13 protein-coding genes are annotated in these 14626 nt (G+C 45.9%); 4 read left to right on the top strand and 9 right to left on the bottom strand.

Features of this window, described 5'->3' with window-relative positions:
- Window positions 1-90 precede the first annotated feature (90 nt).
- The gene (locus QUA34_RS11980; protein ID WP_333106075.1) at window positions 91-1458 is read left to right on the top strand and encodes a TldD/PmbA family protein; all 1368 of its coding nucleotides are present in this window, start codon (window positions 91-93) and stop codon (window positions 1456-1458) included.
- Window positions 1459-1858: 400 nt separating this feature from the next.
- Here QUA34_RS11980 and QUA34_RS11975 read toward each other — a convergent pair whose 3' ends face one another.
- From QUA34_RS11975 to bioF, 3 genes are all read right to left on the bottom strand, one after another.
- Window positions 1859-2218, bottom strand: a complete 360-nt coding sequence (locus tag QUA34_RS11975; RefSeq protein WP_333386815.1) for an ATP-binding protein — start codon at window positions 2216-2218, stop codon at window positions 1859-1861.
- Between the two features lie 148 nt (window positions 2219-2366).
- Complete coding sequence (gene pirA, locus QUA34_RS11970; protein ID WP_172185012.1) at window positions 2367-2516, bottom strand: arginine synthesis PII-interacting regulator PirA; 150 nt, start codon at window positions 2514-2516, stop codon at window positions 2367-2369.
- A 277-nt stretch (window positions 2517-2793) separates the two neighbouring features.
- Entirely contained in the window at window positions 2794-3966 is a 1173-nt protein-coding gene (bioF, locus tag QUA34_RS11965; protein WP_333326107.1) for an 8-amino-7-oxononanoate synthase, read from the bottom strand.
- A 66-nt stretch (window positions 3967-4032) separates the two neighbouring features.
- On the opposite strand from bioF, the gene QUA34_RS11960 reads away from it, so the two are divergent.
- Entirely contained in the window at window positions 4033-4968 is a 936-nt protein-coding gene (locus QUA34_RS11960; RefSeq protein WP_333085106.1) for an exopolyphosphatase, read from the top strand.
- A 123-nt stretch (window positions 4969-5091) separates the two neighbouring features.
- Here QUA34_RS11960 and QUA34_RS11955 read toward each other — a convergent pair whose 3' ends face one another.
- Window positions 5092-5325: a hypothetical protein gene (locus QUA34_RS11955; protein WP_333326105.1), complete on the bottom strand. Its 234-nt coding sequence runs from the start codon at window positions 5323-5325 to the stop codon at window positions 5092-5094.
- Window positions 5326-5336: 11 nt separating this feature from the next.
- Window positions 5337-6458 carry a glycosyltransferase family 4 protein gene (locus QUA34_RS11950; RefSeq protein WP_333386811.1) on the bottom strand — a complete coding sequence of 374 codons (1122 nt, stop codon included), beginning with the start codon at window positions 6456-6458 and terminating at the stop codon, window positions 5337-5339.
- A 60-nt stretch (window positions 6459-6518) separates the two neighbouring features.
- Between QUA34_RS11950 and QUA34_RS11945 the strand changes: the two genes are divergently transcribed.
- A complete protein-coding gene (locus tag QUA34_RS11945; protein ID WP_333386808.1) occupies window positions 6519-6656 on the top strand; it encodes a hypothetical protein in 138 nt (45 codons plus the stop codon).
- 321 nt (window positions 6657-6977) lie between these two features.
- Here QUA34_RS11945 and QUA34_RS11940 read toward each other — a convergent pair whose 3' ends face one another.
- From QUA34_RS11940 to QUA34_RS11925, 4 genes are all read right to left on the bottom strand, one after another.
- Window positions 6978-7154 (bottom strand): hypothetical protein, encoded by a 177-nt coding sequence (locus tag QUA34_RS11940; RefSeq protein ID WP_333386805.1) that lies wholly within the window; start codon window positions 7152-7154, stop codon window positions 6978-6980.
- Window positions 7155-7496: 342 nt separating this feature from the next.
- Window positions 7497-8624 carry a type II secretion system F family protein gene (locus QUA34_RS11935; RefSeq protein ID WP_333386802.1) on the bottom strand — a complete coding sequence of 376 codons (1128 nt, stop codon included), beginning with the start codon at window positions 8622-8624 and terminating at the stop codon, window positions 7497-7499.
- Window positions 8625-8711: 87 nt separating this feature from the next.
- Window positions 8712-9809, bottom strand: coding sequence for a type IV pilus twitching motility protein PilT (locus QUA34_RS11930; RefSeq protein WP_333085111.1), 1098 nt, complete (start codon window positions 9807-9809; stop codon window positions 8712-8714).
- A gap of 92 nt (window positions 9810-9901) precedes the next feature.
- Window positions 9902-11908, bottom strand: a complete 2007-nt coding sequence (locus QUA34_RS11925) for a GspE/PulE family protein (RefSeq protein WP_333326099.1) — start codon at window positions 11906-11908, stop codon at window positions 9902-9904.
- Between the two features lie 1656 nt (window positions 11909-13564).
- Here QUA34_RS11925 and grpE point away from each other — a divergent pair.
- Window positions 13565-14359, top strand: a complete 795-nt coding sequence (gene grpE / locus QUA34_RS11920) for a nucleotide exchange factor GrpE (RefSeq protein WP_333326097.1) — start codon at window positions 13565-13567, stop codon at window positions 14357-14359.
- Window positions 14360-14626 lie beyond the last annotated feature (267 nt).

Here is a 14626-nt window from a genome sequence, read left to right as displayed (position 1 = left end):
GCGCACCCGAAAGAGGGGAGTTATTAGCTAAAATAGGGTTAGCAATAATTTTTTTCAGCGCTACGGCTAATCATTCATAGGGGCAATTTGATGCAAGAACAGTTGATGGAAGCGATCGCACCTTACCGCGATCGCGTAGATTATCTAGAAGTTCGCCTCGAACAAAGCGAGTCAACTGCGATTAGTTTTCGCGGCCCTCAGTTAGATGCTGTCAACCGCAGTTTTAGTCTCGCCGGCGGCATCCGCGCCTGTCACAAAGGTGGCTGGAGTTTTGTAACTTTTAACGGTTTAGATGAGTTAAAAGACCGCATTGAAGAAGCTGTAGTGCAGTCTCGTTTGGTTGGCAGCGAAAAAACTTTACTAGCAGATGTCACCCCGATTCAAGATTATGTAGCGGTGGAATTGGGACGCGACCCGCGCTCTATTACTCTAGCCGAAAAGCGGAAATTGCTCGAATCTTACAACCAGTTGCTGTTAGATTATGACCCGCGAATTCAGACGACAATGGCAGGTTACAGCGACAGATTTGGGATTACTTATTTTGTGAATTCTCAAGGTACTTGCATCGCTCAAGAGCGCTTGGACGTGACGGGGCGTTTCGGGGCGATCGCCCGTGGGGAGGGTGGTGTCGTCCGCCAAGGGTTCGAGTCGATTCACTCGCGATCGGATTACGATGTCTTGACAAATATTGAAGATCGTGTTAAGAGTGCTGCCGTTCGAGCTGTAGGCCAACTAGAGGCAAAATCGGTGAAAGGCGGTCAGTATCCGGTGATTTTAGACCCTTATTTGTCGGGGGTTTTTATTCACGAAGCTTTCGGGCATTTGTCGGAAGCAGACGGCATTTACGAAAACCCAAAAATGCAGGAATTGTTGACTTTGGGCAAGCCTGTGGCGATCGAACAATTAAATGTAATTGACGACGCAACTGTGCCGGGATTACCGGGAACTTTAAAATATGACGACGAAGGCGTGCCGGCTCAGTGCAAGCATTTAATTAAAAATGGAGTTTTAGCGGCTCGAATGCACAATCGCGAGACTGCGGGCAAAATGGGCGAAAGTCCGACGGGAAATGCCCGAGCTCTGAGTGCTACTTTTATGCCTTTGGTGCGGATGACTAATACTGCGATCGAGTCTGGCGAACATTCTTTTGACGAAATGGTTGCGGACATTGACGAAGGAGTTTATGCAGTGCGGATGTTGGGAGGACAAACCAACGGCGAAATGTTTACCTTTGCGGCGGCTCAAGGATTCATGATTCGCGACGGCAAATTAGCCGAACCGGTGAGCGATGTCACTTTAAGCGGCAATGTATTTCAGACTTTAAAGGATATTGAGTCTATAGGAAACGACTCGGTTTATGCTTACGGCGGTTGCGGTAAAGGCGGTCAAAGCGGTTTGCCAGTAAGCGTCGGCGGTCCCCATTTGCGGATTAAAAATGTCGTCGTCGGAGGAAGGTAATCATTAGTCATTAGTCATTAATTATTAGTTCAAAACTTACGCAATTGGCACATGGTGAAGGCACGATCGCGCCCTCACGCCTTCACCATGTGCCAGTGCGGGACACTGACAAGTTGACAAACCACTGAAAATCTACTATTGAGGGCTTCAGCGAGGTCGTTCGGTGTTTGGGAGACTTCAGAAATTACAGAGAAATTGGGGAAGTGCGATCGCAATTATAGACTTTACCAGGCTTTCCCCTAATTTTTTGTTTAATTCCCCTTAAGTTTCTTTCATCTCTACCCGATTATTCTGCCTAATGGGAATCTCAATCACAAATTATGTACCCGGTTCTCTTGGCTGTGATAAACACTTCAAATCTCCGCCACGCTTCTCCACCACAATCTGATAGGTAATCAGATCATCCCAAACCAGTGTCTTGACCCGCAGGTTCAGTTGTAAAGAAAGGACTAAATAGATCGGTTCTTACCTCGCTTGTTATTCCCAGCCCATTGTCTTTCACACCGATTCTTACCCTATCGTAATTCAGCATAGAAGTACAAATCGTAATCGTACTATGGTCATTTTTAATTTGCTCCGAGGTGCGTTTTTGGTCATAGCAATTCAAGGCATGAATCGCATTGCTCAGCAAATTCATAAATATCTGATTCAACTTACCGACATAACATTCTATTTTTGGCAAATCTTTTTGGGACGAGGCGCACTCTACAGATAGAGTTTGTGCGTGCAGGAGTGTTCCCTCTTTCTTCTTCCTTCTCAATAAAAAATCCCGGTTTCTTCAAGAAACCGGGATTTTTCCTACCAACTCAGAGAGGAGTCAAAACTTCACAGGTAGCGGTTGCCGGAATTCTGCATTTCTCGCACAACCCTCTAAACCAAACTACGGGCAAATTCTAGTTGCAGCTTCTTTAAAGCTGTCTCATTTCCTCTTCAAGCACCCGAACCAAATCTTGATTGCCACTGGATCTCGCTACTTCTATGCGGTGCATCAGTTGCTTGTGAATGTTAGCGCGGTGGGTTTCTGCTACTTTTTTTACGTTTTGACGATTTGTGTTCATGGTGGACGTTCCTTATATTAAATTTGGTGTACCTGCTACTTCTCTAATATAGCGCTAAATTCCAAAAAGTATCTAAATTTACAAAAAATTTACAGTTATTGACCGATCGACCAAACTCCTGTATAAGATTGGTCATAAGTCAATAGCGATATCTTGACAATCAGAAGTCATTAGTCATTAGTCAGTAGTCATTAGGCCGATGCCCGATGCCCGATGCCCGATGCCCGATGCCCAACATTTACATTTAGTCAAGCGGTGCGCGGTACGTACCCAACATTTACTCAAAACTCAAAACTTGCTTCAGCGCCTCTACCAACTGCTGAAGGTGTGCGAGCTCGTGAGTTGCCATCAGCGAAATCCGAATTCGACTCACGCTTACAGTCGGAGGCCGAATCGCCGGAGCAAAAATACCCATCTCCTTGAGTTTGCTGCCGACTGTTAAAGCGGAGGCTGCATCTTTTAACGGAAGACTGAAAATTGGGGAGAGGGAATGGCTAATTGGTAATTGGTGATTGGTAATCGCGCAATATTTGAAAGTTTCGATATTTTGTCGCAACCGAACTCGGCGTTCTGGTTCTTGCTGTACAATTCTCACAGCTTCCAAAGCAGCCGCCGCATCAGCAGGCGTCAATGCTGTAGTATAAATCCAACTCGGAGCTCGATTACGCAGAAAATCAATTAAAGCAGCAGAGCCCGCAACGTAACCACCTAAACTTCCCAAAGCTTTGCTGAGTGTCCCCACTTGAATCAGTGGTGTTCCCGTACACCCGAAATGTTCTGCACAACCGGCACCGCTAGCACCGAAAACTCCTGTAGCGTGAGCTTCATCTACTAATACCATGCAGTTAAAGGTTTCGGCCACAGCCAACAACTGCGGTAGCGGACACAAGTCCCCATCCATGCTAAAAACGCTATCGGTAATAATTAAACACTTGCGGTATCGGGCGCGATTTTGCTCTAGCTTTGTCTTTAAATCCTCAAGATTGCAGTGACTGTACTCTATGGCAGTTGCACCGCTGAGTGCGGCTCCGTTTTTCAGGCTCGAATGGTTGTACTTGTCAGATAATATCAAATCGCGCTTGCCGACAACGGATGCGATCGCCCCTAGATTCGCCAAATATCCCGAACTGAATACTAAAGCATCTTCAGTTCGTTTTAAATTAGCAATAGCTTGTTCTAGCTGTCGGTGCAAATCGCGGTGTCCGCTGACCAACCTCGAACCCGTCGCACCCGTACCAAATTCCTTAGTTGCAGCCATAGCAGCTTGAATTAACCTGTCATCGCCGGCAAGTCCGAGATAATCGTTGCTGGCAAAGTTAATCAGGCTGTGGCCTGATAACTTTACCACAGGCCCAGGGGAACTTTCGATCGATTGTGGCGATCGATACCAATCGGCACGGCGAACTGTGTCCAGGGCCTTCTCTATCCAAGCGTAAGGGTCTGTGTTCATATTGGAAAGCGATCGGGTAATACGTTATATTAGCTGGTGATCAGTTCCTCCCTATCACAGAAGCATATGCCACTCACTAAAAAATACAGATTAGTCACCCGCAGCGATTTTGACGGTCTTGTCTGTGCCGTTTTGCTCAAAGAACTCGATATGATCGACGAGATTAAATTCGTGCATCCTAAAGATATGCAGGATGGGAAAATCGAAATAACAAATAACGATATTAGCACCAATTTACCCTATGTTGATGGAGTTCATCTAGCTTTCGATCACCATTTCAGCGAAACTCTTAGACACGAGAAAATCAAAATTAACCACATCATCGATCCCTATGCAGCTTCAGCAGCTAGGGTACTGTACAAATATTATGGAGGCCAAGCAAAGTTTCCTGATATTTCTGAGGCGATGATGGCAGCCGTTGACAAATCAGATTCCGCTCAATTTGCCCAAGAAGAGGTTCTGCATCCACAAGAATGGGTGTTGTTAAACTTCATCATGGACGCCCGAACTGGCTTGGGAAGGTTTAAAGAATTTACGGTTTCCAATTATCAGTTAATGATGCAGTTAATCGATTACTGCAAAAATCATACCATCGATGAGATTTTGCAGCTTCCTGATGTAAAAGAAAGAGTAGACCTCTACTTCGAGCAAGAAGAAAAATTTAAAGAGCAAATACAGCGATGCGCCAAAGTTTATAATAATTTAGTTGTTTTAGATTTGCGTAACGAAGAGGTGATTTACGCGGGGAATCGTTTTGTAATTTATGCTTTGTTCCCTCAGTGCAATATATCGATTCACGTACTTTGGGGACTGAAACAACAAAATACTGTTTTCGCAGTTGGCAAGTCAATCTTTAACAAAACTTCTAAAACTAATATTGGGGAGTTAATGTTAAGGTATGGCGGCGGTGGACACCAGAATGCCGGAACTTGTCAGATTGAGAACGATCAAGCTAGTCAAGTTTTGAAAGAGTTAATTGCCCAGATAGAGCAAAATGGTTAAATTGGCTTTATCTTTTTTGCAGTCAGGACTTGAGTCTTTGATTATTTATTTTAATTTTCAGCACTAAAGTCCTTACTACAAACAGGGATTTTTAGGACTGAAGTCCTTACTGCAAACGGGAGTTTAGTCCTCAAGGTTTTGATCTGGCTGGTTCTGGGCATTGAGATTTTCGGAACTGTTGCCTTTTACTCGTGGCAAATGGTCTACCAAACCCATATCAAAAGCAATATCCGGCAACTCATCAGCGTTATATTTTCCTGGCTCAAACAATCGCCCGGGAGTAAAACAAGGCTGTTTCAATCGTACCACCTCCCCCGGTGAAAACATTCCCCTAAACATTTTGCGTTCGAGTCCCATAATTTCTGATCCTAAAACAACTTTCGCATTAATCTTAGCAATTTTTGAGCGGCAGCTTCCCAATTAAATAAATCCGCCGTCTCTTTAGCTTTTTCAGCTACCTGAAAACGCATGGGGTCTTCAACAATTTTTCGCAACTGTTCGCGAACAGACTGAACATTTGGTTCTGCCCAATGAGGAGCATTTCTGATTTGTAGATACTGAGTATCGTAACAGTTTCCTACGGGAGTTAGATCGTAAGCAATGGGATAGCAGTTTTCAGCATTGGCGTACTCAGTCGGGCCGCCGTACATAGTCATAGCAACGGGCAAACCTGCTGCAAAGGCATCTAAAATTTTAATTGCAAAACCCTCCCCGCGAAACGGAGCTAAAAAAGCATCGGCTGACAAGTATAAATTAGCTAGTTCTGCTTTATTATAAAATTTAGGGATGATCAGAATTTTTGCCTTTAACTTGCCGAGCTGCTTTTCGATATTGGCGAGATGTTCCACTATAACATCGGGATTTTTCCCTCCATCTTTGATTATTAACTCTACCTTAGAATCATCTTTAAACTCTTCACAAAAAGCTTGAATAGCCAGATCCGTGCCAAATCTATAGAAATCAAAAGAATTGGTCATGTGCAGAATATACTTTACATCTTTTTTGTTTTTTTGCGGTCTGGGCAAATAGAGGTGCGAGATTAAAGGATTGAAACCTAGAGGCATGACGGATACGTTTGCTGGCGGACAGCCAGCTTTTATTAAAACGTTTTTAGAGTATTGGCTGACGGCTAGTTTGTGGGATGAAGTGTTAACAGCATCGTAAATCCAGTAATCATAATCATCATGGTTTTGGGCGAATTCGTAATTGATAGCAAAAAGTTCTAAGTTGAGATGTCCGTTGAGTTCTTTTAAAAAATAAGGTTTCCAATAATGAGACCATTTGATCTGAAATAAATCTGAGGGTGTGGTGCTCATCCACTTCGCTAGCAGGTCGTTTTCTTCTGCGGTGGAATTGCGGCTAAGATGAGAGGCTATTGTTGAAGGTGGGACCGAAATAGGAATTCCCATTTGGTGTAAACTTTTCGCCAGGGATAGGGTAATGTCGGTGAAGGAATTAAAGTGTTGAAAACCAACGTTAAAGTGAACCATATTTATTGGTTATTAGTGCAGGGTAATCGCATCTGATTTGGTATAAATTGTACTTGACAAATGACAGAAAATGCACCCGCCAGAGGTAGGGCTGCGGCGGAGACGCGATCGGCGACCAACAAGCAGTTAAACTGGGAATGGACTCCCGGCAGGTATCCCTCACTCAGGCAGATGGAAAAAGGCTGCCGTCAAATCTAGCGCCAACGGAACATTCTGGAACGTGCTATCAAGCGACTCAAGTAATGGAGTCGGATCGCTATTCGATATAAGAAGCTGACTGCCAATTATACAGCCATGATTACGATCGCCTGCATTGTGTTGTGGTTATAGTTTGAAAACACGCCCTAGGCAAAAGCACGTGATGGAGATAAATCAACGAGGTGGAACCCCAGCTAGCGTGCTTAGCTGGCTATCAGCATCACACTCAATTTTCATTCCTTAGTTTACGAGCTGCGCTTGAATGATGCTGTCAAATATTTGAAAAATTTCCCTTGCCATTATACGTTAATTAAGATGCGATTACCCTGTAATATCTATGAGTATTTTTTTTGTTTTTTCTATTCTGGGATCGTTCAAATTGGCAACATTTTCTTCTAAAAAACTGGCATTTAATATATTCACCCAAGGCAATGAATCTGTTTGTTTTGTTGGTGATTTAAAATTTGAGTCAAACCTTTTTCCATTGATAGCACCCATAAACTACAATAACTACATTGAAATTTATTCGGATTTAACTGTAGCATATTTTGGGTTCAAATTAAGATGCGTTTACCCTGAAGCGTAAAGCCAGGATTAGGCAGCAGTTAAATCTGTCTGCTTATCCTACTTGACTTTTGTGACATTTTCGTAACTTGTCACCAATGGAAAGACCCTGGTAAGGAAGATTTGGAGGCAGAGCCTCCAAATAGTTTTCTCCTTTTAATCGAGGATGTGCCTCCTCCAAAAGTCTGGCCAGGCAGAGCCTGGGGACACTTGAAATAGTCATTGGTCAGGCGTTAATTGCTACTAACTAATAACTAATAACTCATTAGCCCTTTTTTACAGCTTCTGGAACACTGCGAACATCGGCAGATACATCGAGAGCAAAATCGAACCTACGATACCACCGACGACCACAATCATCAGAGGTTCTAGCATACTCGTAAGTCCTTTTACTGCTTCTTCAACTTCCGTTTCATAGAAAGCGCCAACTTTCATCAGCATCTTGTCAAGTTCCCCTGTCTCCTCGCCAATTGCCATCATTTGGATGGCCAAAGACGGAAAAACAGCTTGTTCTTGCAAAGCAATACTGATCATGCCGCCGCTTTGAATTTCCTGTCTCGCATATTCGATCGCATTAGATATCGCCTGATTCCCCGCCACATCTCGCACAATTTCCAAAGAATTGAGAATCGGCACGCCCGATCGCGTCAGCGACCCAAATATCACGCAAAACCGAGCCACAGCAGATTTTTCGATCAAATCGCCAAAAATCGGCAACTTCATCGCAATTCTATCAATTTGTAGACGACCTATGGGAGTTTTGTAGTACATATCGAAGGCAATTTTTAGGGCTATAATTACCCCAATAACTGTTATCTGTTGGATGGGAGGCCAAGCCGTACAAAATGCACTAATTCCCAACATAAACACTGTAAAAGCCGGCAAATCTGCACCAATATCCTTAAAGATTTTAGCGAAAGTTGGTAGCAAGAATATGGTCATTGCGAAAAAAATCACGATCGCGATGCCAAACACAGTCTTCGGATAAGACATAGCCGAATTAATTTCAGCCTCCGTCTTGTGATTTTTTTCCATCATCACCGCCAGACGGTCTAGGGTTTCATCTAGCACCCCCCCGACTTCTCCCGCCGCCACCATACTGATAAACAGTTGGTCAAAAACATCAGGAAACTTAGCCATCGCCTCTGCCAAGTTTATCCCCTCCTGCACGTCAGCATTCATGCTCCTGAGCGCTCGCTTCAGTTTAGCATTAGAACACTGCTCGTGCAGCACGGAAAGGCATCTAACGATCGCCACCCCTGCATTAAACATAGCCGCAAACTGACGAGCAAAAATAGCCATATCCTTAACAGTAAGACTGGTAAGGTTATATTCAATTTGCTCCTGAATCTTACTGAAATCAAAGCCACCTTTCGGTTTTTGGCGGATAACGTTGGTAGCCACAGCTCACCTCTGAAAATTTATTAAAAGTTATGACTCATCAGTCATTAATTCAGCCTGCGAACTCCTGACTAATGACTGCTGACGGAACTAATGAGCTTTTACCGGGGCGCTACCAACAGGTGCCGGGCCGATCAAGCGTTCGAGTTCGTCAGCCTTAGAAGCCTTGGCCATTGCCGATTCCCAAGTGACTTTACCGCTCTTGTAAAGTTCAGCGAGGGCCATTTCCATCGTCCTCATACCCAATTTTGCCCCCATTTGGATTTGAGAGTAAATCATGGGAGTTTTGCCCTCCCGGATCAAGTTAGCCATAGCTGGAGTATTTACCATGATTTCCATAGCGCAGCAGCGGCCGCCCCCAACTTTTATTACCAAATTTTGGCTGCAAATTCCCACCAAAGAGTTAGACACCTGGGCGCGAACTTGAGGTTGTTGAATGGGCGGGAACACGTCCAAAATCCGATCGATCGTTGCAGCCGCCGAATTAGTGTGCAACGTTCCCATCACCATGTGACCCGTTTCTGCCGCCGAAATTGCCAGACCGATCGTTTCCAAGTCCCGCATTTCTCCCACGAGAATTACATCAGGATCTTCGCGCAAAGCAGCTTTCAGCGCATTAGCAAAGCTCTTAGTATCTTCGCCCTTTTGGCGCTGGTGAAACAAACTCTTGATATTAGGAAACACATATTCGATCGGGTCTTCAACTGTTAGAATATGTTCCGCCCGCGTCCGGTTGACCAGATCCAACAACGCCGCCATCGTAGTAGTTTTCCCGGAACCCGTTTGTCCCGTCACCAACAGCATACCCCTGGGTCTTTCCGTCAGATCCCGCAAAATTTGCGGCACGCCTAAAGCATCTGCGTTAGGAATCTTAGAAGCTAGAGCCCGCATACAAGCAGCCCAAGCACCCCGCTCCCGGTAGACATTGACGCGAAACCGAGCCAATCCCCGAACGCCGTAAGCGCAGTCGAGTTCCCACTCCATTTCCAACTGCTTGCGCTGCATATTGTTGAGCATTTGGAAAATCAGGATCTGCACTTCCTCAGCAGACAGAATGTCGCCGTATTGCGTCTGAGGAGTTAGTTTACCGCTGACTCGGAAGAATATAGGCGCGCCCGCTTGGATGTGTATGTCCGAACCCCCTTGCTCTACCAGGGACTCCAGTACGTCTTCAATCATCAGACCCATAGATACCTCTCCTCGATCAAATTGATAGTTATTGACCAATCTAGCTCAGTTAACAGTCAACAGTTAATAGTCAACAGTTAACTGCTGCTGAATCAATCCAAAAAGCGTGGGGTCAAGCAGTACGGACAATCCAGCATCTCCGGCTTCAATTCCGCCTGACAAGTTTTGCAGGTAAGTCCCTGCTTGCGTTTGGCTTTCATTTCCGCCTCCAGCCCCGAGTCAGTAAACGTCACACGCTCGACTTCTTCAAAGGTAGTCGCGCCTTCCCGCACCAATTGCAAGCTGTAAGCCAACAGCGTTTTCATCCCTTCTTCTACTGCTGCTTCCTTAATTTGCTCTGTGGGAGCTCCTTGAGTGATCAGAGTTTGAAGCCGCTCAGTATTTTTCAGGAATTCGTAAACCCCTACCCGTCCTTTGTAGCCTAGGCCGGCGCACTTCCGACAAAGTTGCTCGCGTTCTGCGAGTTCCTTCCTTTCCTCCACGGGTACAACGTTGGCTTTGTAAACAGTCAGATCAATTTCTTGAGAAGCCGACAGACCGTACTTGCCGAGTTCTGCGGCAGTAGGCTGGTAAGGAATGCAGCATTTGTCGCAAACGCGCCGCATCAGACGCTGAGCCAACACGCCCAACAGAGCGGCCGAAACCATGAACGGTTCTACGCCCATTTCTGCCAAACGCGCCACTGCCCCCGCCGCGTCGTTCGTGTGCAGCGTCGTCAGCACCAAGTGTCCCGTCAAAGCAGCTTCCAGAGCAGTTTTGGCCGTTTCCTTGTCCCGCGTTTCCCCCACCAGCATCACGTCAGGGTCTTGCCGCAAAAATGCCCGCAGAATGTTGGAAAAAGTCAAGTCTTTTTCCCGAATTACTTGACATTGGGTAATTCCTGGCAAAGCATATTCGATCGGGTCTTCCGCCGTACTGATATTAACCCCCGGATCGTTCCGTTCCGCCAGAATCGAGTACAGAGTAGTTGACTTGCCCGAACCCGTCGGCCCCGTCACCAAAATCAGTCCGAACGGACGGCTAGCACTCTCTCGCACTAAAGCCAGAGTTTCTTCGTCGGAGATTAACAAACCCAAACCCAACTGAGTGCTGGAACTGTCCAAAATCCGCAGCACGATTTTTTCGCCGTACCGGGAAGGCAAGCTATTCACCCGGAAATCCACCGTGCGTCCCTCAAATACCCGGCGGATGCGGCCGTCTTGAGCTTGTCGGCGTTCGGCAATATCCAGGTTGGCAATAATCTTGAAACGAGCGGTAATCGATGCGACTACCTGCTTGGGAAACCGGAAATACTCTTGCAGCACCCCGTCTTTCCGCATCCGAATCCGCATGAACTCTTCTTGAGGTTCTACGTGGATGTCAGACACCTTTTCCGACAAAGCTTTAGCCAAAATGATATTGACCGCCTTAATTACGGGAGCCGCCTCAGCATCGTCCAATGTGTTAGCGAGGTCTTCTTGGTCGCTACTCTCCTCTTCTAGGGAGAGCTCGCCAAAATCTCCCTCCCCTAAATCCATCTTTCTCTGTTTTTCGATTTCAGCTTTTTTAGCTTCCCTCTTAACTTGTTCGTCTTGGTAAGCAGAAGTAATGTCCTGGTAGTCGTCCGGCGTAATCACTCGCCGCTGCAAAGCCAAGCCATGAGGCTGTAAAATCCGCCGCAAATCTTCTATGGCGTTGAGGTTGTCGGGATCTACCATTGCCACTAAAACCGCCGCCGGCTCAGTTTCCGTCTTCGCTACGGGTAAAAACCGACCTTGGTGACAAATGTCGAGCGAAATCTTCAACGTCTCGAGCATAAGTCCCAGTTGCTCGTTAGACATTTCGCTCATCTCCGGGTCAAATGCTTCAACCCCGTAGACTATCTTCCGTTCAAACATCTGCTGCTTCTTGTAAAGTCGCAGCAATTCTGGGGGTAACGGCTGCCCGGTAAGTGCTTCTAATACCTCCGTCAAACGCTTGCCCGACTTCTGGCTTTCAATTTGAGCTTGCTTGACTTGCTCGCCGTTGACGTAACCCGACTGAATCATCTTGGTGAGAGCCGGAGTAAAAACGCTTAGAGCAACTATCGATGTGGATCGAGGCGCGGATGTGCTAGTCATAAAAAACACTCAATAGGTGGGAAACTCAGTCACAAAGAGTGCTGAGAGGAAAACCAACGCGGGGTTTTAACCCCCGTATTCTTTGCTTATGGATCAGCTATCATGTTGTTGCTCAATCCCTATCTCTCAAGTGTAAGCTCGTAGTCACCTCTAAGCTTCGTCCACAAATTGACGAGACATTGGAGGGGTTTGCCGATGCTTGCCATCAAATCTTGTTCGTTGAGTGCTAAGTTGCTTACTTATTTGATTAACTTGCGGGATACTCTCGTTATAGCGTCAGGGCACATCACTTGGGGATTCCCCGTACCGGGAGAGAAAAGCGGGGCGGGGTGTGCCCCCTTCCCAGGCTAATTCTATTTTCCCAAATTGTTTGCTCAAATTACACCGTCCGTGGTGGCGCGGTTAGCTGTACTAAATTAAAGATGAGCTATGTTCTGTGATGATAGCTTTTACGAAAGCCTCGATCGCCCTTGTGAAATATATTTTGATTAATTATCTGCGATCGGTCACTGCCCGATCGTCGGCTGCATGAGTTCCCAGGGCAAATTTTGAGCTACTCTAGTTTTGGGTCAGTAAATATTACTTTGATTCTACCCTGGTGTCCGAACCTTTATGACGTAAGCTTGACGGTTCCAAAATCTTGGGAAGAGGCAAACTAGATATCAATCGTACTTAAAGATGAGCACCTCCGCCACACCAGCTAATGTCTATCATTTGACTGGCCAAAATTCGAGATTTCAAGCGACTTCGGCGGTATCGAATCAGAAAAACCACAGCCCCAATTCGCATCAAGATTAACAACCTAGTATCTGAGTTACACAAGCACACAGTTAACTACTTACTCACTCAATACAAATTCCTTTTTCTCCTGACTTGGAAAACTCAGCAAATGGTAATAAATGCCAGCATCAGCTTGCAACTAAAACAGCCTGATCGATGATAATTTAAGTCAGTATCGTTTAAGCAAACCTTGAAACATCAAGCCTCCTAGGTGGGAAATATTGTAGTAGACTTAACAGCAAAATATACTTATAAAAATTGTGGCAAAGGCGATCGCGTTAATGAAAAATGAGGAACCAACAAACGTTGGGTTGCCTCCATTGCTGCCATATTATACGTAAATATCTAAACGGGTCTTTGAATATTTTATGGAAAGCTTTGAGCAATGTCTCCAGAGCTGGCGAGTTTTCCTCTTTTCACATTGTGCCATACATAGTAAATTCCAGTCCTCTAGATTTACCGGGTTAACTGTATCTGCTAGAATTGATAGGGTTCTGTCGCGCAGCTTTTGTCAGGAACTCAGGGCTAAAGCCACTGAGCTTGTAAGAAATTACAAGCTGTTCTGACCAGACCCCTCTCAGGAGGAGACGTTATTCAGGTCACGACACCGGAGAGTGCGACGCCAGTTTTCCGCTCTGTCATCTGCAATTAAACAGTTTTAAAGTCACTGAAACAGTGTTGCAGGTCTAACAAGCCTTTATAACCAGGTCGAGGCGAACATTACCCCGCAAGGGAGAAAGGAGACAACTGTATCTCCATTGGAGGGGCAACCATACCCCTCTAACCCCGAAAGGGGATTCAAGGCGGTTGAAACCGCCGAGTCGTTTTCCTCTCAGGTCTAAAGACTCTGAGTTTCCCACTTACCGAATATTTTTTATGATGGACGAGGAAAAACAGCAAGATCAAGATCCTAACTCAACTGGGGAAACCACCCCAGAGGGTTCGCCAATGGCAAGCGAAAATCCGGCGGCATCAGGAAACTCGAACGAATCGGCGGATTGGGAGCTCGAACTTGCTCGAGCTTATCAAAGTGCTCAGGGCGATCGCACCCCAGCAAACGCATCGGGGCCAACCGTCACCGGCAGTTCAACCAGCATTCCGACTGCAGACGCGGCGGAGCCTTGGAAGAAGGAACTGGCCCAGGCAAACGAGGAAAAAGAGGCTTTAAAAACTCAGTTGCAAGCCGCATCCGCTCAACTAGAAGAACTGAAAAATCAAAATCTCCGCCTAGCAGCAGATTTTGAAAACTTCCGCAGGCGTACCCAAAAGGAAAAAGAAGAGCTAGATTTACAGGCAAGGTGTCTCACGATCAAACCCCTGTTGCCGGTAATTGACAATTTCGAGCGCGCTCGATCGCACATCAAGCCGCAAACCGATGGCGAAATGAACATTCACAAAAGCTACCAAAGCGTTTACAAGCAAATGGTAGACGGCCTCAAGCAAATCGGGGTTTCTCCGATGCGCCCCGAAGGCGAACAGTTTGACCCCAACCTCCACGAAGCTCTGCTGAGCGAGCCAACTGACGAACACGAGGAAGGAACAATTATCCAAGAACTAGAACGCGGCTACATTCTGGGCGATCGCGTCTTGCGGCACGCCAAAGTGAAAGTTGCAGCGGCTGGGCTATCTGTGGTAGCCTCAGATGAAAATCCCGATAGTTCAGAAGGTTAATCGGGAGATAAGCTACTGCATTCCTCAAAGTCACTGACCCCCGAATAGAATTCGGGGGGTCCAAGGTGGCCGACTCACCAACTTCTTTTTAATTAAAGATGACTAAAAGCAGGTCAGCGCTTTATCCAAAAATTCTGAAAAATGTTTTTAGCAGTCTTTGATACTGCTTTAGGACATCAAGTTTATTTCCTACAAATCTAGTCTGGGAATGCTTGTTTAAACAAGCTGAGTCGTTTTTCATCTCCCAACCTGTAGTTGGAGATTTCC

Origin of the sequence: Microcoleus sp. POL10_C6, assembly GCF_036701585.1 — a bacterium.
Taxonomy (GTDB): domain Bacteria; phylum Cyanobacteriota; class Cyanobacteriia; order Cyanobacteriales; family Microcoleaceae; genus Microcoleus.
This window is presented reverse-complemented; position numbering and strand designations above follow the sequence as displayed.